This is a genomic window from Nissabacter archeti (assembly GCF_018257325.1).
Taxonomy (GTDB): domain Bacteria; phylum Pseudomonadota; class Gammaproteobacteria; order Enterobacterales; family Enterobacteriaceae; genus Chimaeribacter; species Chimaeribacter arupi.
Window position 1 is genome coordinate 313,206 of the sequence record NZ_JAERKB010000004.1, and the last position, 20,446, is coordinate 333,651.

At 58.0% G+C, this 20,446-nt stretch carries 20 protein-coding genes and 1 pseudogene; 7 read left to right on the plus strand and 14 right to left on the minus strand.

Translation table 11 applies throughout. The features are described 5' to 3' along the window. Positions 1 to 483: 483 nt before the first annotated feature. The 5 genes from JK232_RS07500 to JK232_RS07520 all read left to right on the plus strand — a co-directional run bounded on the left by JK232_RS07500 (position 484) and on the right by JK232_RS07520 (position 4,530). The gene (locus tag JK232_RS07500) at positions 484 to 1,503 is read left to right on the plus strand and encodes a methionine ABC transporter ATP-binding protein (protein ID WP_072928018.1); all 1,020 of its coding nucleotides are present in this window, start codon (positions 484 to 486) and stop codon (positions 1,501 to 1,503) included. Continuing rightward, positions 1,500 to 2,168: a methionine ABC transporter permease gene (locus JK232_RS07505; RefSeq protein ID WP_072928016.1), complete on the plus strand. Its 669-nt coding sequence runs from the start codon at positions 1,500 to 1,502 to the stop codon at positions 2,166 to 2,168. Before JK232_RS07500 ends, JK232_RS07505 begins: the two co-directional genes overlap by 4 nt. A 16-nt stretch (positions 2,169 to 2,184) precedes the next feature. Continuing rightward, entirely contained in the window at positions 2,185 to 2,997 is an 813-nt protein-coding gene (locus JK232_RS07510) for a MetQ/NlpA family ABC transporter substrate-binding protein (protein ID WP_101828080.1), read from the plus strand. 125 nt (positions 2,998 to 3,122) lie between these two features. Then, the gene (locus JK232_RS07515) at positions 3,123 to 3,731 is read left to right on the plus strand and encodes a TetR/AcrR family transcriptional regulator (protein WP_212589003.1); all 609 of its coding nucleotides are present in this window, start codon (positions 3,123 to 3,125) and stop codon (positions 3,729 to 3,731) included. A gap of 118 nt (positions 3,732 to 3,849) precedes the next feature. Then, positions 3,850 to 4,530, plus strand: a complete 681-nt coding sequence (locus tag JK232_RS07520) for a type 1 glutamine amidotransferase domain-containing protein (protein ID WP_212589004.1) — start codon at positions 3,850 to 3,852, stop codon at positions 4,528 to 4,530. Between the two features lie 67 nt (positions 4,531 to 4,597). Here the strand turns inward: JK232_RS07520 and JK232_RS07525 are convergent, their stop codons facing one another. The 10 genes from JK232_RS07525 to JK232_RS07570 form a co-directional block, all read right to left on the minus strand. Further along, positions 4,598 to 5,137, minus strand: coding sequence for a GNAT family N-acetyltransferase (locus tag JK232_RS07525; RefSeq protein WP_072928007.1), 540 nt, complete (start codon positions 5,135 to 5,137; stop codon positions 4,598 to 4,600). Between the two features lie 145 nt (positions 5,138 to 5,282). Further along, a complete protein-coding gene (locus JK232_RS07530) occupies positions 5,283 to 5,936 on the minus strand; it encodes a methionine ABC transporter permease (protein ID WP_072928005.1) in 654 nt (217 codons plus the stop codon). Further along, entirely contained in the window at positions 5,920 to 7,017 is a 1,098-nt protein-coding gene (locus tag JK232_RS07535) for a methionine ABC transporter ATP-binding protein (RefSeq protein ID WP_212589005.1), read from the minus strand. The genes JK232_RS07530 and JK232_RS07535 overlap by 17 nt, the downstream gene beginning before the upstream one ends. A gap of 2 nt (positions 7,018 to 7,019) precedes the next feature. Continuing rightward, positions 7,020 to 7,808 carry a MetQ/NlpA family ABC transporter substrate-binding protein gene (locus JK232_RS07540; RefSeq protein WP_072928002.1) on the minus strand — a complete coding sequence of 263 codons (789 nt, stop codon included), beginning with the start codon at positions 7,806 to 7,808 and terminating at the stop codon, positions 7,020 to 7,022. 83 nt (positions 7,809 to 7,891) lie between these two features. Then, the gene (locus JK232_RS07545; protein WP_072928001.1) at positions 7,892 to 9,259 is read right to left on the minus strand and encodes an LLM class flavin-dependent oxidoreductase; all 1,368 of its coding nucleotides are present in this window, start codon (positions 9,257 to 9,259) and stop codon (positions 7,892 to 7,894) included. Further along, on the minus strand, positions 9,259 to 10,464 hold the full coding sequence (locus tag JK232_RS07550) for an SfnB family sulfur acquisition oxidoreductase (protein WP_072927999.1): 1,206 nt from the start codon (positions 10,462 to 10,464) through the stop codon (positions 9,259 to 9,261). The genes JK232_RS07545 and JK232_RS07550 overlap by 1 nt, the downstream gene beginning before the upstream one ends. Positions 10,465 to 10,478: 14 nt before the next feature. Beyond that, positions 10,479 to 11,708 carry an SfnB family sulfur acquisition oxidoreductase gene (locus JK232_RS07555; RefSeq protein WP_212589006.1) on the minus strand — a complete coding sequence of 410 codons (1,230 nt, stop codon included), beginning with the start codon at positions 11,706 to 11,708 and terminating at the stop codon, positions 10,479 to 10,481. Positions 11,709 to 12,021: 313 nt separating this feature from the next. Next, on the minus strand, positions 12,022 to 13,494 hold the full coding sequence (locus JK232_RS07560; RefSeq protein WP_072927995.1) for a glycosyltransferase family 39 protein: 1,473 nt from the start codon (positions 13,492 to 13,494) through the stop codon (positions 12,022 to 12,024). Continuing rightward, entirely contained in the window at positions 13,491 to 14,495 is a 1,005-nt protein-coding gene (locus JK232_RS07565; protein ID WP_079205196.1) for a glycosyltransferase family 2 protein, read from the minus strand. Before JK232_RS07565 ends, JK232_RS07560 begins: the two co-directional genes overlap by 4 nt. Beyond that, positions 14,492 to 14,857 carry a GtrA family protein gene (locus JK232_RS07570; protein ID WP_072928318.1) on the minus strand — a complete coding sequence of 122 codons (366 nt, stop codon included), beginning with the start codon at positions 14,855 to 14,857 and terminating at the stop codon, positions 14,492 to 14,494. The genes JK232_RS07565 and JK232_RS07570 overlap by 4 nt, the downstream gene beginning before the upstream one ends. 580 nt (positions 14,858 to 15,437) lie before the next feature. Between JK232_RS07570 and JK232_RS07575 the strand changes: the two genes are divergently transcribed. Further along, positions 15,438 to 16,979, plus strand: coding sequence for a methyl-accepting chemotaxis protein (locus tag JK232_RS07575; RefSeq protein WP_072927994.1), 1,542 nt, complete (start codon positions 15,438 to 15,440; stop codon positions 16,977 to 16,979). 79 nt (positions 16,980 to 17,058) lie between these two features. On the opposite strand, the gene JK232_RS07580 is transcribed toward JK232_RS07575, so the two are convergent. After that, positions 17,059 to 17,490 carry a DUF2000 domain-containing protein gene (locus JK232_RS07580; RefSeq protein WP_101828075.1) on the minus strand — a complete coding sequence of 144 codons (432 nt, stop codon included), beginning with the start codon at positions 17,488 to 17,490 and terminating at the stop codon, positions 17,059 to 17,061. A gap of 140 nt (positions 17,491 to 17,630) precedes the next feature. On the opposite strand from JK232_RS07580, the gene JK232_RS07585 reads away from it, so the two are divergent. Continuing rightward, complete coding sequence (locus JK232_RS07585) at positions 17,631 to 18,449, plus strand: helix-turn-helix transcriptional regulator (protein ID WP_101836178.1); 819 nt, start codon at positions 17,631 to 17,633, stop codon at positions 18,447 to 18,449. Positions 18,450 to 18,470: 21 nt separating this feature from the next. On the opposite strand, the gene JK232_RS07590 is transcribed toward JK232_RS07585, so the two are convergent. The 3 genes and pseudogenes from JK232_RS07590 to JK232_RS07600 all read right to left on the minus strand — a co-directional run. Then, positions 18,471 to 19,163: a T6SS immunity protein Tli3 family protein gene (locus JK232_RS07590; RefSeq protein WP_246538390.1), complete on the minus strand. Its 693-nt coding sequence runs from the start codon at positions 19,161 to 19,163 to the stop codon at positions 18,471 to 18,473. Positions 19,164 to 19,204: 41 nt separating this feature from the next. Beyond that, positions 19,205 to 19,921, minus strand: a complete 717-nt coding sequence (locus tag JK232_RS07595; RefSeq protein WP_212589007.1) for a T6SS immunity protein Tli3 family protein — start codon at positions 19,919 to 19,921, stop codon at positions 19,205 to 19,207. 17 nt (positions 19,922 to 19,938) lie between these two features. Further along, a pseudogene (locus JK232_RS07600) lies at positions 19,939 to 20,446 on the minus strand (T6SS immunity protein Tli3 family protein); the annotation flags it as partial.

The following is a 20,446-nucleotide window of genomic DNA, read 5'->3' on the forward strand; positions in this document are numbered from 1 at the left end:
CGTGCGGCCGGAATGCAGCGCTACGCCATTTTCCGCATAACCTAAGCTAAATATCCTGGTTCGCCCGACCGCTTATTTTGGGTAGAGTGGCGTTGTCCCGTAATCGCTCACCGTAAACCGGCTGCTCTGTTTAGCCTGCTGCCACGTTTAAACAGCTGGCAGGGCGCCGGGCATTCCGGACACTCCGTTATTACGGCTGCCCTTTGGGCGGCCGCTTTTTTATCAGTCAATCCCGTGTTTTTGCATCATCCTCAGGGTTTCTTACCCTGTGTGGCGGCAAACATATAAGGTTAGAAAAAAAAGCCATAAGCAATCGCGTTTTAATACTTTCGCTTGTGAAAGGCTTTCTTTAGCATGCTCAAACATACGCGATACTTATGTTATGAATGCCAGTTATTCATCTATAAATAAAAGCACTCAGCGGCAGTTTATTTATTCGGCACCTTGCTGAAAATAGCGGCAATTGATAAGGAACCACGGGATATGATCGTTCTTTCGAACGTGTCGAAAATATTTAATGGCGATAAGCAGCCGATTGTGGCGGTGGATAACGTCAGCCTGAGCGTTGAGCGCGGGCAGATTTACGGCATTATTGGTTACAGCGGCGCCGGGAAAAGTACCCTGATCCGCCTGTTGAACGGGCTGGAAAAGCCGACCTCCGGTGTGGTGAACGTCGCCGGGCAGGATATTGCGCAGGCCAGCGGCGAACAGTTACGCCGGGCGCGCCTGAAAATCAGCATGGTGTTCCAGCACTTCAATCTCCTCTGGTCGCGTACCGTCAGCGAGAACATCGCTTTTTCGATGCAGATCGCCGGGACGCCGAAAGCAGCCATCCAACAACGGGTGAAAGAACTGGTGGCGCTGGTGGGCTTGCAGGGGCGGGAGAATGCCTATCCTTCCCAGCTCTCCGGCGGCCAGAAACAGCGTGTCGGCATTGCCCGTGCGCTCGCCAATAACCCCGATGTGCTGCTGTGTGACGAAGCCACCTCGGCGCTTGACCCGCAAACCACGGACGCCATCCTTGAATTGCTGTTGGACATCAACCGCAAGCTTAACCTCACCATCGTCCTGATCACCCACGAGATGCATGTGGTACGCAAAATCTGCCACCGTGTCGCGGTGATGGAAAATGGCCGGGTGGTGGAAGAGGGCGAGGTGATCCAGGTGTTCACCCACCCACAACAGCCGATTACCCGCCAGTTCGTCAACCAGGTTAACCAATACCAGCAGACGGAAGAGGCATTCGACCCGCAACTGGTGAAAGCCCTGGGCGGCAGCGTGCTGAAACTGACCTTTACCGGCACCAATGCCCACCAGCCGGTGGTGTCTGAACTCGCTCTGCGCTACCAGCTCCCGTTCAACATTCTGCACGGCAAGATGACCCAGACCGCCAACGGCGCGTTTGGCGAACTCTGGCTGCACCTCAATGCCACCCCAGACCTGCTGGAGAAAATTTTGCACGACCTGCAACACCACGACATCGCAACCGAGGTAGTCCAATGATCGCCTCCCTGTTCCCGCACCTGAAGGTGGATAAACTCTGGGACGCCACGCTGGAAACGCTCTACATGACCTCGTTGTCCGGCATTGCCACTTTCGTATTGGGCATTGCGCTGGGTCTGGCGCTGTTTTTAACCGCGCGCGGCGGCCTGTTCCAGAATAAGCCGCTCTATTCGGTGATCTCGGTGGTGGTGAACGTGTTCCGCTCCATCCCGTTCATCATTTTGATTGTGTTGCTGATCCCGTTCACCAAAACGCTGATCGGCACCATCCTCGGTGCCAACGCTGCGCTGCCGGCACTGATTGTGGGTGCCGCCCCGTTCTATGCCCGGCTGGTGGAAATCGGCCTGCGTGAAGTGGACAAAGGGGTGATTGAGGCGTCGCGCTCGATGGGCGCGCGCGTCAGCACCCTGATTTTCCGCGTGCTGTTGCCGGAGTCTTCCCCGGCGCTGGTCTCCGGGATTACCGTGACGCTGATCGCGCTGGTCAGCTACAGCGCGATGGCCGGGGTGATTGGCGCAGGCGGCCTCGGCAACCTCGCGTATCTGGAAGGATTCCAGCGTAACCATAACGACGTCACGCTGGTGGCGACCGTGATGATTCTGATCATTGTGTTCATCATTCAGTTGGTGGGCGATCTGATCACTTCCCTGCTCGATAAACGTTAACAGACGGATAATAACCATGAAAAAAGCACTGACACTGTTGGCTGCGGCCACGCTCTCCGCCCTGAGCCTCTCCGCGTGGGCAGACACCCTGACCGTGGGCGCGTCTAACGTGCCGCACGCCGAAATCCTGGAGCAGGCCAAACCGATTCTGGCGAAACAGGGTATCGACCTCGAGATCAGACCGTTCCAGGACTACATCCTGCCGAACACCGCGCTGGCCAGCCGTGACATCGACGCCAACTATTTCCAGCATGTGCCGTACCTGAACAGCGTGCTGAAAGACCACGAAGGCGACAAAGAGTATGATTTTGTCAGCGCAGGCGCGATCCACATCGAGCCTATCGGCATCTACTCCAAAAAATACAAAAGCCTGAAAGACCTGCCGAACAAAGGCAAAGTCATCATGCGTGACGCCGTGGCGGAAGAGGGGCGCATCCTCTCTATTTTCGAGCGTGAAGGCGTGATCAAACTGAAACCGGGTGTCAGCAAAACTGACGCACGTATCAGCGACATCGTGGACAACCCGAAAAACCTGCAATTCCTGCCGAACGTGGAAGGCTCCCTGCTGCCGCAGATGTACAACAATGACGAAGGCGATGCGGTGGTGATCAACGCCAACTACGCCATCGATGCCGGCCTCGACCCGGTGAAAGACCCGATCGCGGTTGAAAGCGGCGAGAACAACCCATACGCCAACATCATCACCGTGCATCGCGGCGACGAGAATAAGCCGGACATCAAAGCGCTGGTGACCGTGCTGCACTCCAAACCGATTCAGGACTGGATCCGCACCAAATACAAAGGCGCGGTGATCCCGGTTAATAACTGATTCCCGCTCTGATACGCACAACAACCCCGGGCCTGGCGCCTGGGGTTTTTTATGGCTGAAGGGCAGGGTAAAAATAATCTGAGATTTTTGTAGACGACTGGTCTAATTAAGGCTAAGGTTAGTTCATGAACAAGACAACAGCACACAAAACAGCCGGCACTCAACAGCGGATCCTCGAAACCGGAAACCGCATCATGGCCGCCAAAGGGTTTTCAGCCGTCGGGCTGAATGAAATCCTGACCGCAGCCTCTGTGCCAAAAGGCTCGTTTTACAACTACTTCAGCTCCAAAGAGGCATTTGGCGAAGCCCTGCTGGATAACTACTTTGAAGAGTACCTTGCCGACATGGATGCGCTGTTTTCCCGGCAGGATCTCACGGCTGCCCAAAGGCTGCTGGCTTATTTCCAGCAATGGCGGGATAACCAGTCGTTCGAAGAGTGCCAGGGCAAATGCCTGGCGGTGAAACTCGGGACGGAAGTGGCAGATTTATCAGAAGCGATGCGGACGTCGCTTCAGCGCGGCACTGAGGCCATCACCCGGCATATGGCTGAGGTGATGAAAGCAGGCATAAGTGATGGGTCGCTTCATCCTGAAGGGAACCCGGATGAGATGGCGCAGAGCCTCTACCAGCTCTGGCTGGGCGCAAGCGTGATGGTCAAAATTTCGCGCAATACGCAGCCGTTTGATGCGGCGATGTCAGCAACCCGGCAGTGGCTTAATTTGCCGCCGCAGTAATAAAACAGCCGCCGTATCCGGCTGATGAAAAACGCCTTCGCGGCGTTTTTTTAGAGACAATTTTAAGACGACCGGTCTATTTTAGACAAACCTAAACCCTGACATCTGGAGAGACACCATGAACGTATTAATCGTCCTGACATCCCATGACCAGCTTGGCAACACCGGCCGTAAAACCGGCTTCTGGCTGGAAGAACTGGCTGCCCCGTATTACGCCTTCAAAGAGGCAGGGGCGCACATCACCCTGGCATCACCGGCCGGTGGCCAGCCGCCGCTGGACCCAAAAAGCAATGAACCGATGTTCCAGACCGACCTGACCCGCCGCTTTGAAGCCGATGCCGAGGCCACCGCGCAACTGGCTGCCACCGTGCGCCTTGACAGCGTATCCTCAGCGGATTTCGACACGGTCTTTTATCCGGGCGGCCACGGCCCGCTGTGGGATCTGGCTGAAGACAGCCACTCCATCGCGCTGATTGAATCCTTTGTGGCGGCCAACAAGCCGGTGGCCTTTGTCTGCCACGCTCCCGGTGTACTGCGCCATGTGAAAACCCCGGACGGCAAGCCGCTGGTGGAAGGCAAGAAAGTGACCGGTTTTACCAATACGGAAGAAGAGGCGGTTGGGCTGACCAACGTGGTGCCTTTCCTGGTGGAAGATGAACTGATTGCCAAAGGGGGGATCTACTCCAAAGGCGAAGACTGGGGTTCCTACGTGGTGACTGACGGCAGGCTTATCACCGGGCAGAACCCGACGTCCTCCGCCGCCACCGCCGCGCGGCTGATTGAGCAGTTCGCGCAATAATTGATACGGCGTGAAGAAACCTAAAACCCGGCATGGATGTCCGGGTTTTTTATGGTCGATTGCCGGCTCAAGGCAACGACACCACATCATTTCCGGCCCGCCCTGGTTTCACGGCCGTCAGCGGCACCAGCCATTTCACAAACGAGAGGTGGCCGTCGTAGGGCGGTTCGCTGTAGCGCGCCGGATCGGCATTGACGTCAAACAGCGGGGTGTAACCCAGCGACAGGCAGAGGCTGACCGCTTCGGGCTGGCGGTAACCGGTAGTGAAGAACGCCTGTTTGTAACCCGCCAGCCGGGCGCGGCGCTCCAGCTCCTGCACCATATACAGCGCCACGCCCTGCCGGCGCTGATCCTGCCGCGTCCAGAGGTGGGAGAGCGCCGCGGTGTCGTGGTCATAAGCGGAATACGCCCCGATGCCGAGCGCCTCATCACCGCGCTTCAGCACCAGAAAACTCCCCTGCGGCGCGCAATAGAGGGAGGCCGGGCCATATTCCCGGTCACCGAAATGTGTCCCGTAGCGAAGCCGGCATTCAGCCGCCAGCGCGTCGGTTAACGGCGTGATACAGGGATCGTCAGGGGTGGTTTCAACAAAGCAGTACGGGTTCATGGGATCTCCTCACTCTCTGCACGGCATGAAGATAAACGGGAGGGGTATGCCGTACAGGCACTATTCCCGACTGCCGACCGGAAGTAAAACAACAAATCCGGGAAACGGAAGCTGAAAAACGCAGAAGAATCCCCTGCCGCGCCGGTCAGGCGCGGTGGTTAAGACGGCGCGCCAGGCGATCACCGCCCAGTTGCAGCAGCGTGACCAGCGCCACCAGCGCCACAATCACCGTCAGCATCACCTGGGTGTCGAAACGCTGGTAGCCGTAACGGTAGGCGAGGTCGCCCAGCCCGCCTGCGCCAATCGCTCCGGCCATGGCAGACGCATTGATCATGGTGACCAGTGTGATGGTAAACCCGCTGACAATCCCCGGCAGCGCCTCCGGCAACAGCACATGGCGGATGATATGCCCACGCTTGCAGCCCATCGCCTGTGCGGCCTCCGTCAGGCCGTGATCGACCTCGCGTAAGCTGACTTCAGCAATCCGGGCGAAAAACGGCATCGCCGCCACCGTCAGCGGCACGACCGCCGCCCAGACGCCATACGACGTGCCGACCAGCATCCGCGTAAAGGGGATCAGCGCCACCATCAGGATCAGAAAGGGAATCGAACGAAAGAGATTCACAAAGCCGCCGAGCACCCGGTTCAGCGACACATTCTCATACAGGCCGTTGCGATCGCTCACTACCAGCACCACCGCCAGCGGCAGCCCGAGCAGCAGCGCCAGCAGGGACGACACACCCACCATCAGTAAGGTGTCCAGAAAACCGCCCCACAGGCGGTCAAGCAGCAGTGACATAACCCAGTACCTCCACACGATCGGCAATGTTATCAAAACGCGGCAGCGGCACGCCGCCCGCCGGGGTTACCGTCAGCAGCAAATGGCCTACTGCACGCCCCTGAATCGCTTCCAGCGCGCTTTCCACCAGCGTGACCGCGCCGTCAAACGCCGCCAGCACCCGGTTAAGATCAGGCGTGACACCGTCACCGTGGTAACGCAGCCGCACCAGCAGCGAGGATCCCGGTGTCTCCGGGGTCGCGCTCAGTTGGTCGCTGAAGCGGGCAGGCAGCCGGTCATGCCCCGGCGTCAGCAGGCTGCGGGTAGTGGGCTGTTGCGGGTTACCGTATACCGCCCACACCGGCCCCTGTTCGATAATCTGCCCGCGCTCAATCACCGCCACCCTGTGGCAGAGATCGTGGATCACATCCATCTCATGGGTAATCAGCACGATCGTAATCCCCATCTCGCGGTTAATCTGCCGCAACAGGTCAAGGATCGCGCGGGTGGTTTCCGGGTCGAGCGCCGACGTCGCCTCATCACACAGCAGCAGCGCCGGGTCATGCACCAGCGCCCGTGCGATGCCGACCCGCTGTTTCTGGCCGCCGGAAAGCTGCGCCGGGTAGGCGTCCTGCCGCGCCTCCAGCCCGACCAGCGCCAGCAGCCGATCGACCCGCTGCCGCCGTTCCCCGGCCTCAACCCCGGCAACGCGCAGGGGCAGTTCAATGTTTTGCCGCACCGTTTTCGCCGAGAGCAGATTAAAGTGCTGGAAAATCATGCCGGTGCGGCGGCGGTAAGCCACCAGCTGATCCTCATCCAGCGTGCCGATGTCGGTACCGTCCACCACCACATGGCCACCGGTGGGGCGTTCAAGCCGGTTCAGGGTGCGGATCAGCGTGGATTTTCCCGCCCCGCTGCGGCCGATGATGCCGAAAATCTCCCCGCGGCGGATGGTCAGGTCCACCGCCTGAAGTGCGGCCACCTGCTGGCCGGGGTAGACTTTGCTGACCCCGGCCAGATGCAGGTGCACCTCATCATGGGAGTGCCAGGGAATGGCCGCCGTGGCGGTGCGGCCGGGGTTGGGAAGCTCAATCACGCTCATGATTATGGGTTCCAGCCGGGTTGGTAAAGTTTGCCGTAGAAACTGTCCAGTTTGGCGCGCACTGCCGGTGAATGCTGGTAGATCGCCACAAACTGCTTCAGGCGCGGGTCGTTCTGGTGGCCGTCACGCACCACAAACTGGATGACATACTCCGGGTGCTCCAGCCCATCGAACAGCAGCGCTTTATTGGGGTCGATGACGCCGGAGAGCCGCAGGTAGTGCGGGTAGCCCACCGCCAGATCGACTTCATCCAGTGTGCGGGCCAGTTGCACCGCCTCCACCTCGATAATGTCGATATGCTTCGGGTTGGTGACGATGTCCGCCGTGGTGGCCTTGATGCCGACGCCCGGTTTCAGGGTGATAAGCCCGGCTTTCTGCAACAGCAGCAGGCCGCGCCCGCCGTTGATCGGGTCGTTGGGGATCGCCACTTTTGCGCCGTCCGGCAGGTCAGCTATCGCACCATGTTTTTTCGAATACAACCCGACCTGGTTGATGATCGCCGGGGCGTAGGCCACCAGGTGGAAACCGCCCTCCTGATTGGCGTTCGCCAGGAATGGGCGATGCTGGAACAGGTTAACGTCAATGTCGCCGTTCTCCAGGCTGACATTCGGCGCGATCCAGTCACTGAATTCGATGATCTCGACGTTCAGCCCCTGTTTGCGTGCCTCATCCGCCGCCGTCTCCAGCGGGGGCGAAAAGGCGGCAGTGGTGCCGACTTTCAGCGTGCCGTCGGCTGCCGCGGCTGTGCCGGACAAGGCCATCAACGCGGCCAGCAGCAGGCTTTTGCCCATGAGGGCGTGTTTCCAGCGTGGTGTTGTCATCTCGTTTCCCTATGAAAAAAGTAAAGGTAAAAGCGCCGTATTATCCGGCGGTGTTATCTGGTGAAGCCACTGGCCGGGGTGCGCCACGCGGCCGCCGGGTGGCTGGCGGGCAGGCGATCGCCATGCCGGAACAGTTTTTGCCGCAGCGTGCCGGGCCGGTAAGCTGTTTTATAGCGGCCGCGGGATTGCAGCTCCGGAACCAGCCAGCGGATCACCTCTTCATAGCTGCCGGGGTTGAGGATGCGCGACAGGTTAAAGCCGTCAATCTCCCCCTCATCCATCCAGCGCAGCAACTGGTCAGCGACCTGCGACGGGTCACCGACCAGCAGCGGGTAACGGCTGCCCATCGCGTGCTGTTCCAGCAGGCGGCGGCGCGTCCAGCCGCTGTAGGTTTTGGTGACGGACTCAATCGCCTGCGTCGGCCCGGCCTGAATCGGCTCATCCAGCCCGAAACGCGCCAGATCGATACCGGTTGAGCTGGAAAAATGGGCGATACCCGCTTCCGGGCTGGCGTAGCGCAGGTAGTCGCGGTACTTCTCCTGCGCTTCGGCGGCGGTGGGCGCGACAATCACCCCGACGCCCATAAAGACTTTCAGCGCATCGGCCGGGCGACCGGCGTCCACCGCGGCCTGCCGCAGGGCGTGTACCTGTTTGCGCATCGCTTCCGGCGTACTGCCGGTAACAAAGGTGCATTCAGCATGGCGACCGGCGAAAGCGAGGCCGCGCGCCGAACTGCCCGCCTGGAACAGCAGCGGGGTGCGCTGGGGCGAGGGCGACGTCAGGTGATAACCCTCCATGCGGTAGAATTCACCCTGATGACGGATGGCGTGAATTTTTGCCGGATCGGCGTACAGCCGCCGGGCTTTATCCGCCACCAGCGCGCCATCTTCCCAACTGCCTTCCCAGAGTTTGTAACCCACCTCCAGAAACTCATCGGCCTGATCGTACCGGCGGTCATGCGCCACCTGTGTTTGCATACCCATCGCCCGCGCGGCGCTGTCGAGGTAGCCGGTCACGATGTTCCAGCCAATGCGGCCGTTCGTCAGGTGATCGAGCGTCGACAGGCGGCGGGCAAACGGGTAGGGCGCTTCATAACTGAGGTTGGCGGTCAGGCCAAAACCCAGGTGTTGGGTCACGGCGGCCATCGCTGACACCAGCATCAGCGGGTCGTTAACCGGCAACTGGATCGCCTCCCGCGCGGTCAGGCCGATGCCGTTCTGGTAGACGTCATACACGCCCAGGATGTCGGCGATGAATATGCCGTCGAACAGCCCCTGCTCCAGCAGCTGCGCCAAGCCTGTCCAGTAACTCAGCTGGTTGAAATCAGCTGAGTGGTCGTGGGGGTGCGTCCACATGCCGTGGTGGATATGGCCGACACAATTCATGGTGAAGGCGTTGAGCAGCACCTCTTTCCCGGCCATCAGATCGTCCCCCGACGTGGCGGCAGTACGCCGTTCAGCACATAATTGCCGATCGCCGGGTATTTCCAGCGCACCGGGTCATGCAGGGTATGGGTGCGGGCATTGCGCCAGTGGCGGTCGAAATTAAACTCCGCCAGCGTGGCGCGGCTGCCGGCCAGCTCAAACAGCAGGTTTCCGGCCGCCAGCGAGGTTTCCGTGGTCCAGGCGCGCGCACGCGCCACGGCAATGGACGCCTCCGCCACCGTGGCAGCGTCAGTGTGGCGCTGGGCCACATCCACCGCCTCACCGGCCAGTTCCAGCAGCGCCTCACCGGCCTGTAACCGCGCCGTAAGCTGCCCGATGCGATCCAGCGTCAGCGGGTCATCACTGGCTTTCTCCACGCCGGAATCGATCCAGGGGCGCGACCGGCTGCGCACAAAGTCCAGCATATCCCGCCAGGCGGCACGGCCAATGCCCTGATCGATGGCGGCGTGCAGCAATTGCGCCAGCGGGCCGACCGGCGTCGGGCGCTCAAAGGCCGTCTGGAACGGGACGATGTCCTGCTCATCTGCCGGGGTGGCGTCAAAGGTGACGGTGCCGCTGCCGGTGGTACGCTGGCCGAAACCTGACCAGTCATCCACAATGGTTAACCCCGGCGCGTCAGCGGGCAGAAACACCAGCCGCTCTTTGCCGTCCTCACCCAGCGCGGCCGTCGGCACCCGCCCGGCGTACAGTGCGCCGGTGGCATAGAATTTCTTCCCAATCACCTGCCAGTGCGCCCCATTGCGCACCAGGCGGGTATGGCGCTGGTGCGCCGCCGCCGAGCTGAACTCCGCCAGCGCGTTACCAAAATGCGCCCCTGCCAGCACTTCCGCATACAGGCGCGCCTGCTGTTGGGGTGAGCCGTTCACCCGCAGCACTTCCAACGCATAAAAATGGTTTTGCGGCACCTGGCCTATCGAACCGTCCGCCTCGCTCAGCAGGGCAATCACCTGCGCCAGCACCGCGTTCGGCAGGGCCGGGCCGCCAAAGGCTGCCGGCACGGTGATGCCGCCCAGCCCGGAGGCAAACAGTTCCGCCAGCTCCTCGCGCGGCAACCGGCGCTCGCGGTCACGCCGGGCGGCCCCGGCGGCGAAACGCACCGCCAGCGCATTTGCCGCCTCCAGTGCTTGCGCCGCAGACGTAATCCGTGCCGCCGGGCGGGGCGGCGTAATGTGGGTCGTCATGGTGATGTCCTTGTTCAGATCCAGGAGTGGCGGGCCGGAAGCTGGCCGTTCAGGGTGTACGCGCCGATGGCGTGGTATTTCCAGCGCACCGGATCATGCAGGGTGTGGGTGCGCGCATTGCGCCAGTGGCGGTCCAGCCCGAATTCAGCCAGCGTGGCGCGGCTGCCGCCCCATTCCAGCAATTTCTCACTGGCCCGCAAGGCGACCTCGGTGGTCAGCACTTTGGCCTGTGCCACGGCAATCGACGCGCGCGCGGCACTCTCCGCCGTGACCGGCCGGGCATCGGTGTCATCCAGCGTGCGCGCCGCCCAGTGCAGCAGCGCATTGGCCGCCGCCAGTTCGGTATCGAGCCGCCCGACATCCGCCAGAATGTAAGGGTCATCCGCGTTGCGTTCAGCCTGCGCATCCACCCACGGGCGCGAGCGCTCACGGATAAAGGCGTGCGCCTCGTCCAGTGCGCCCTGGGCAATACCGGCATCTATCGCCGCCTGGATCAGCTGCGAAATCGCGCCCTGAATGTTGGGCCGTTGCGCCAATGGGGCCAGCGGCACGACGTGGTCATCGGCGACTGCCACCTCGCGCAGCCGCATACTGCCGCTGGCGGTCGTGCGTTGCCCCATGCCTGACCAGTCATCAATAATCTCCAGCCCCGCCGCCGGTTGCGGGATCAGCGCCAGCACCGGTTGCCCGGCGTCATCCAGCGCCTTGACCGCCACAATGTGGGCAAACAGCGCCCCGGTGGAGTAAAACTTGTCACCGGTCAGGCGCAACCCCTGCCCGGTGGTGCGCAGGCGGGCCTGCATCTCCAGCGTATGCCGGGTGTGCTTCTCCGGTCCGCCATTGCCGATGCGCTGCCCGTTCACCACCGCACTGAAAATCTGCTGTTTCAGCGCCACCGGGGCCAGTTCATCGATCAGCCGGATCAGGCCGAAATGGTTTTGTGGAATTTGCCCCAGCGCCGGGTCCACGGCTGAAATCACCCGGAATACCTCGGCCAGCACGGTGAAAGGCAGGCCGGCACCGCCATATTCGGCGGCAATCGTGATGCTCCCCAGCCCGCTGCGGCTGAACAGCGCCAGCGCCTCAAGCGGGTAAACCCGGTCACGGTCACGCGCCACGGCACCGGGTGCGGCCAATGCCGCCACGGCGTGCGCGGCCTCCAGGGCTTGCGCGGCGGTGCGGATTCGCGCCGCTGACGGCGCTTCCGCCCAGCGTGTCGGCGCAGGTGTTACAGCATCAACCATGATTATTCTCCCGGCTGTTTGTGTCTGACACGAAAATAGGGTGCAGGGGGGCAGGGCAATGCGGATGACGCATTACCGTGCGGCTGCAATAAACGCATTGCTGTTTAATTAAGATGCGCCGTGCGCTACGGCATCGGGTGTATTAACGCGAGTGTAATTAGCCGGGTAGCAGAGTGTAAAGCCTGTGCTTAGTGTAATAAACGCAATGCTTAGCAGATAAATAGCTTTACCGGGAAGGGGGAATAACGCGGGGTTTTCTCAGGCAAAAAAAACGCCCCAGCGATATTGAGCCGGGGCGCACGTTGATTATTCATTATGACTTAAAGGGCACGTCACGGATTTTCACGCCGGTTTCCTGCACATAACGCGGGGAAACCAAAATATTCAGGTTATATTTCCGTTCATTATCCGGCAGGTCGATAAATTTATAACCGGCTGCCAGTAACGGCCGCGCCATATCAATGGCCACACGCGACGGATGATTAAACTGAACCAGATCAGGCTGTTCTTTTTGCGGGTTCAGTAAAGTCGTCAACCCCTTGCAGCGCGCATTCAGCATGTAAGGCGCATATTTCTGCCGGTAGAAGTCGTTATATTTCCAGTGCGGGTACTCAATCGACAGATACCCTACCGAATAACCGGCATTACAGGCCGCCACCATATAAAGCGTGCTTTCGTCATAACTCTCTTTTCCGCTGAGGTAATTCAGGTTTTCGGAATAGGCGTTCTTGTAAGAGGACGCCAGGGAAACCACCGCCAGCAGTGAGGCTGCCACCGCCCCGGCGGTTTTTATCTCTTGCAGGAACAGCGCCACAATTAAAATCGCCAGCGGGGCGCAGATGTACATGGTCCGGTCGAGCTGGATCGGCTTATAGAGCGAAATCAGCCATGACAAGGCAATAAACGCCACCAGCGGCACAATCAGGCTCAGCAGGTAATCACGCGGGGTCGCGAACTCCGGGTGGCGCGGGCGGCGGATAAACGGCCAGGCGCAAACCAGCGCGAACACCAGCGCCACCAGCAGGCTGCCCATGCCGCCGCCCACCACCATTTTCGGCAGGTTAGCCACCGGGAACGCGATATGGATGGCGTTATAGATCTGGTGCACCGGGCTGACTGCCTGCACCCAGGAGTTTTTGCCGCCAAACCCGGAAACCATAAAAATCACAATAAAATGTGAGACGCTCACCAGCATCAGCAGCGTAAATTCAATAAACATCCGCAGCCGTTGCGGGCGTGAGATAAACAGCGTCAGCAGAAAGGCCGCCGTGAGAAACAGCCCAATGATGTGCGTCCAGGAGACCAGCACCGACGCCAGATAAAACGCCGCTTTATTCTGGTTGCCGCGTAAAAAGGCGATAAATTCGAACGTCTGGATAGTGGAAAGCAGCACCAGCAGGGAATAGGAGCGCGCCTCCTGGGCAAAATGGATAAAACCGAAACTGGTCAGGAACAGCAGCAGGTAGAGGGTAATCACCCCCTGGCTGAAAAGCTGGCGCCCACGGAAATAGACATACAGCGCGGTGGCGACAGAAAAGGCAAAACTCAGCGAGCGGGCGGCCGTTTCACTGATGCCGAACGCTTTCACCCAGAAAAACAGCAGGGTGTTATAGAGGAACGGGTGGACGTCATTAAGCAGGTAATTGACGTAGAGATTCCTGAAGCCGCTGGTCACCGACTCCATCGTGAAAATTTCATCAACCCAGAATGAGTTGGCCCCCATACCGGCCAGCGCCATGCAGACGCCAATCGTCATCAGGGGAAGATAAATCACAGTATTTTTCAAGGTTCCCTCCTGTTTCGGGCGACGGCGTCACCTGGGTTAAGCCGGTTTTTCCGGGCAAAATCGCGTTGAATCACATTGCTTTTGGGTCGGCTGCCTTTGACGATATAACGCGGCCGGCCTTTGGATTCGATATAGATGCGGCCGATGTATTCGCCCAGCACCCCAATGCCAATCAGTTGTACACCACCGAGGAACAGCACCGACGCCAGCAGCGAGGGATAGCCTTTCACCTCATTTCCCCATACCAGTTTGTCGATGACCATGTAGGCACCGTAAGCAAAGGAGAGCAATGAGATGGCGAACCCGAGGTAAGTCCAGATGCGCAGCGGCACGGTAGAGAAGGAGGTAAACCCTTCCAGCGCCAGGTTCCACAGCTTCCAGCCATTGAATTTGCTGTTGCCTGCCACCCGTTTATCGCGTGTGTACTCCACAATGGCGATGTTGCCGCCCACCCAGCTCAGGATGCCCTTCATAAACAGGTTCCGTTCCGGCAACTGAATGATTTTTTCAACAAACTCGCGGGAGATCAGCCGGAAATCCCCGACATTTTCCTCAATTTTCGGGCGGCTGATCATGTTATGCAGCCGGTAAAAGATGCCGGCGGACTGGCGCTTCAGGCGGCTGTCTGACGAGCGGTCTTTACGCTTGGCCAGCACGATGTCCGCCCCTTGCTGCCACTGGTCAATCAGTTGCGGCACCACGTCGATCGGGTCTTGCAGGTCAACATCTATCGGGATGACTGCGTCACCGGTGGCGTACTCCAGCCCGGCAAACAGCGCCGGCTCCTTGCCGAAATTGCGGGAAAAATTCACCACGGTGACCAGCGGGTCCTGATCTTCCAATGTTTGAATAATTTCCGCGGTCTTATCACGGCTGCCGTCGTTAATAAAAATAATCTCGATATCATAATCCGATAATGCCTGATAGCCCCTGACGGTGCGGTAAAAAACAGGGATCGCGTCTTCTTCATTGTAAACCGGCACCACCAGGGAGATTTTCATCTTTTGCTGTCCTTAAAGACAATGAAGTTAGAATAAAGAAAACCAATCACCAGGCTAAACAAAGAAAATGACACCGTGGTGATCAAGGGCGGCAGGGAGAGTAAATCTGCGGCCCGGCCAAACAGCACCGCCATCAGCCCCAAAAATGACACATAGATAAAATAACGGTAGAGAGAATACTCTTTATTAAATGTCCATTTCGCATTGGCAAAAAAGCCAAAGGTGGTGGCGACACAAAACGCCATCAGATTGGAAAAGGACTGGTTGGTGCCCATCAGATAGACCAGCGCCAGAAAGACGACCCAATGAATTAAGGTATTCAGCACCCCAACAGACAGGTAGCGTTTAAAGGTGTTCAGCATAGCCATGCCTTCATGCAGAATTTTTTTCAGTGTAACGTCGGCTTTTTTAACGATCAATAAAAAACCCGCGCAGGCGGGAAATTAAGAATTTATGTAATTATCATTACTTTTAATTTTATGAAAAGCTAATATAAATAATTCCTATGATGTAAATAATGTTTATTATTTCTGACAAAGAATAAGCCACCGGAAATTATTGCCTGCACGCCCTGCAACAACCTGATTGCCCTCACTAAACATTTTGTAAGCGAAGCGGCAAATAAAGCGCCCTTTTGCTGCCCGCCGGCCTCATTGATGGAAAGTTGATACAGAAAATTTGAACTGCATCACAGGCCGGCGCAAAGCTATCCATAAGTTTATCTGCTCAAAAAAAGAGCAAACCTGACGGGATTTATCCGGGGGAAAAGCGGGGTTGAGCGAGATTGGGGGAGGCGGCCGGCAACCCATGCCCCGTAAACTTTCCCTTCCGCTGGCTTTTTGATCACTCCCCTCAAGTTTTTCCCTGCTGCGGCCGTTAATACTGGCGTGTCATCTAATGTTCACATTTCTCCCCTCTCAGCGACTTATTTAGGTTAGCACTATGTCAATTCGCCGTTTTACCTTGCTTGTCCTGGCATTCCTGTCGTTGCTTTTTATTACCAGCATTGCCCTCAGCAGCTATTACCTTCAGCGCAGCAATGCTTCTTTGAATGATGTTAACCGTGAAATCCGCGTGGTGCTTTCCATTGTGGATACCATTAACCACAGCCGTACCCTGCGGGTGCACCTCTCCCAGTACATCGCGTACCGTGAGCAGGGCAAAGAAGACGCGGCGGCCGACTCCCTGAAAAACGCGCAGCGGGTGATGGGCCTGGCGGAAAAATCTTTCTCCGGCTATATGGCCTGGCCAAAACTCGATAAAGAGGCCCCGTTGGCCGACAACTTTAACCAGCGCTGGCAGGATTACCACGACAACGCCCTGAAGCCGTTGATGGCCGTGGCCCAACAGGGCGACCGTGCCCGGTTTGAGCAGATGATCACCTCCCAGGTGCCGCAGCTGGATCGCCAGTTCGAAATCTCCCTGGATGAGCTGCTCTCTTACCGCGAAAGCTATGCACGTTCACTGAATGAGACCGCGCAATCCAACTTCCGCCTCAGCCTGACGCTGCTTATCATCTTTACTGCCCTGTTCCTGCTGACGATGGGCGCAATTGTGGTGCTGCTGAAAAAACGCCTGCTGAACGCGATTGAAGAGGCACGGGTACATTGCGAAGAGATTGCGCAGGGCCAGTTGCAGACGCCGATTCTCTCCGCCCATCGTGATGAGATTGGCGAGATGATGGGCGCGCTGGAAACCATGCGCCGTTCGCTCTCTGAAACCATTGGCCGGGTGCGTGACTCCAGTGACGCCGTGGCGCACGCCGCCAAAGAGATTGCGTCCGGCAATATGGACCTCTCCGCCCGTACCGAGGAGCAGGCCTCCTCACTCGGGGAAACCGCCGCCAGTATGGAGCAGCTGACCATCACCGTGAAACAGACCTCCGATCACGCCGAACAGGTGAACGGGCTGGCGAAAGAGGCGCGCAGCATCGTCTCTGAGGGCAACGGGATTGTGACAGAAGTGATCGATACCATGGCCGGTATCGAGGAAGGCTCAGAACGCATTGCCAGCATCATCAGCATCATTGAGAGCATCGCGTTCCAGACCAACATCCTGGCGCTGAACGCCGCGGTAGAAGCGGCACGTGCCGGAGAAGAGGGGCGCGGCTTTGCCGTGGTGGCGGCCGAGGTGCGCAACCTGGCCCAGCGTTCTGCGTCTGCGTCCAAAGATATCCGCGCGCTGATTGAAGTCTCCGATGAGCGGGTACACGCCGGCAGCAAACTGGTGGCGAAAGCGGGCGAAAGTATGCAGCGTATCGGCACCGCCATCCAGAACGTGACCCAGATCATGAGCGAAATCGCGGTCTCGACGCAGGAGCAGAGCCACGGCATCAATCAGGTGAATATCGCGGTGACACAGATGGATGAAGTCTCGCAGCAGAACGCCGCGCTGGTGGAGCAGGTCGCGGCGGCGGCCGGTTCACTGGAGGAGCAGTCCGATGTGTTGCGCCAGACGGTAGCGGTGTTCAAAACCCAGCACTGATCGGCATAACCCCTGCCTTGTACGGCCGGATGATGTGAAAAACGCCCTCAGATGAGGGCGTTTTTATGGGTGCGGCGGCTTAGCTGAACAGTTTCTTTTTCGACACCAGTCTGGCGATGCTCTTTTTTTCGCCCACCAGCGCCAGGCCAAGGTACCGCAGTTCATCAGCCGGGATCTGCGCCATCACGGCCATAAACTCCCCATAATTCGTGGTCATTTGCCCCTGAATCGGGAAGTCCACCACATCCACCTCTGCTGAGGCGGTGGCCTGCCGGTGGATTGCCCCCAGTTCTTCCGCAGTGGCCGAGAGCACCGCAATCCCAATCGGGATTAACCCTGGGTGGGCGTGGCCGGACGCATCGGTCAGCGGCAGCCCGACTAATTCAGGATGGCGCTGCCCGACGGTCAAGGCGATCACTGCGGCCGCGTTGGCTGCCCGTCCGGCGGGCAATTGTTCATCCAGCACGATGACGCAGCGCTCCAGCTTGATGGATTGTGCCTGTTCGTTCATTTTTTCCCCTTACTTGCTGCCTACGGTTAACGTTGTGATGTGGTTAACAGGTTGTGTCATGTCGGGAATCACTATGCTAAAAAGGGGAGGGGGCGTCTTGAACGCTATTGCAGAGAATCCTACAGACTGGGGTGTATCGGATGTCAGAGACCGGAACAGATATCACCATCTGGCGTGCGCCGGCGTTGCAGGCGGAGCTGATTCGCGGGCGGTTTGTGGATTACGCCTATGACGTGCATACCCATGAAACCGCCTGTTTTGCGCTGCTGACCGCAGGCAGTATCCGCATCCGGATGCGGGGCAACGAATTCACAGCGCGTCAGGGTGATCTCTATGCCATTGATGCCGATGAACCCCACGCGGGCTGGGCCACTGATGAAGCGGGCTGGCGGTTACGCACGCTTTACGTGGATATGGCCCACCTGCGGCAATTAGTCAGGGAGCGCGCCGCTGCGCCCGCTGCCGCGCTGGCCGGGCCGATTATCCGTGACCCGGACGTCGCCGCCTGCCTGCACGCCCTTCATCACTGTTCAGAAATCAACGGTTCCCACCTGTTCCGCGATCAGGCTTACCTCAGTTTCGCGGACAAATTGCTGGCGCGCCACGTCACCCAACGCCGCAGCGCACCGCCGCCGGGCGCAGAGATGGCGGCCGTGCGGCGGGTACGGGACTATCTGGATGAGCACCTTGAAGACTCAGTGAGCCTGATTGATCTGGCGACAGAAGCGGGCTTGCCGCAATACCGGTTGTTCCGTGCGTTTGAACGCCTCTACGGCATGACGCCCCACGCCTATCAGCGGCAGGCGCGCATCAGGTATGCCATGCGGTTGCTCCGCCGGCACTGTTCACTCAGCGAGGCGGGGCTACAGGCCGGGTTTGCCGATCAGGCCCATTTTACCCGTTGGTTCCGGCGGTTTATGGGCGTCACGCCCGGCCAGTATCAGCGGGCTATGGGGTAAGGGTTACCCTTACCCGCCACATCATTGCAGCCCTTTATTGGGGTCACACTGCATATGATCCCAACCTTTATAGTTCTTGACCTCGGGAACCTGGGTAGGTAAATCCTGCCAGTTTGTCAGTTCAGAGGCAGTAATATATTCAATATTTTTCGGCGCAAGATACTCCAGCCCCCAGGCTGGCCCGGCCGAACCGGGGCGCAGGTGGTGTGGATCACCATCCACATCTAAATAATCAATTCCCGCCCCGCCCGGCATGACACGTGGGTCATCAAAGGGTTTTGAACTCATATAGAGATTGCCCTGCCGCGTCAGTAAAAAGCCCTGATCATTTACCACGGTAAATGACAGCATATTTTCTCTTTTTGGACTCCAGCCTCTTCCCTCAGGTTCCACGGAGTAAGTATTTGTGGCAAATGATGCGGTTTGCCAGGTTTTGCCATAATCCTTTGAGACGGTAAATGCCGTGGAATCCCACCAAGGAACGGCAATATAGCGCTCGGAGGGGTGGACATATTTCTTGCTATACGCCTGGTAAAATTGGCTAGTAATTTCAGAGCGAATACCTCGTGCTGTATCGACATAATGAAGCGCCCCTTCGCAAAACCACCCTGTTAATTCAAGGTAACGGTGGTCATCGAAGCGATAGATAATCTGCGTCGGTGGCTGCTGCGGGCGGGTACAGCCTGACAGGGCAAATAAGCTGGTCAGCATCATTAGCGTCATTCCTTTTGCCTTCACCGCAATTACCCGCCACATCATTGCAGCCCTTTGTTGGGGTCACACTGCATATGATCCCAACCTTTATAGTTCTTGACCTCGGGAACCTGGGTAGGTAAATCCTGCCAGTTTGTCAGTTCAGAGGCAGTAATATATTCAATATTTTTCGGCGCAAGATACTCCAGCCCCCAGGCTGGCCCGGCCGAACCGGGGCGCAGGTGGTGTGGATCACCATCCACATCTAAATAATCAATTCCCGCCCCGCCCGGCATGACACGTGGGTCATCAAAGGGTTTTGAACTCATATAGAGATTGCCCTGCCGCGTCAGTAAAAAGCCCTGATCATTTACCACGGTAAATGACAGCATATTTTCTCTTTTTGGACTCCAGCCTCTTCCCTCAGGTTCTACAGAGTGAGTATTTGTGGCAAATGGTGCAATTTTCCAAGTTTTTCCAAAGTCTTTGGACACAATGAAAGCGCTGGAATCCCATGAGGGAATAGCAATATAGCGTTCTGAGGGATGAATATATTTATCCGCAAAAGCCCGATAAAACTGGCTGGTAATTTCAGAGCGAATACCTCGTGCTGTATCGACATAATGAAGCGCCCCTTCGCAAAACCACCCTGTTAATTCAAGGTAACGGTGATCATCGAAACGATAGATAACCTGCGTCGGTGGCTGCTGCGGGCGGGTACAGCCTGACAGGACAAATAAGCTGGTCAGCATCATTAGCGTCATTCCTTTTGCCTTCATAGCAATTACCCGCCACATCATTGCAGCCCTTTATTGGGGTCACACTGCATATGATCCCAACCTTGATAATTTTTGACCTCGGGAACCTGGGTGGGCAAATCCTGCCAGTTGGCCAGGAGAGAATCAGTTAATTGATCAATAACTTTGGGCGCAATATAGGAAAGCCCCCACTTAGGGCCAGACTCTCTGGGTAATAGAGTATCTTTGTTGCCATCTTGATCAATAAAGTCGATACCCGCTTCTCCAGGTTGGACACGTGGGTCATCAAAGGGTTTTGAACTCATATAAAGATTGCCCTGCCGGGTCAGCAGAAACCCCTGATCATTTACCACGGTAAATGAGAGATTGTTTTCTCTTGATGGATTCCAGCCTCTTCCCTCAGGTTCTACAGAGTGAGTATTTGTGGCAAATGATGCGGTTTGCCAGGTTTGTCCATAATCCTTTGAGACGGTAAATGCCGTGGAATCCCACCAAGGAACGGCAATATAGCGCTCGGAGGGGTGGACATATTTCTTGCTATACGCC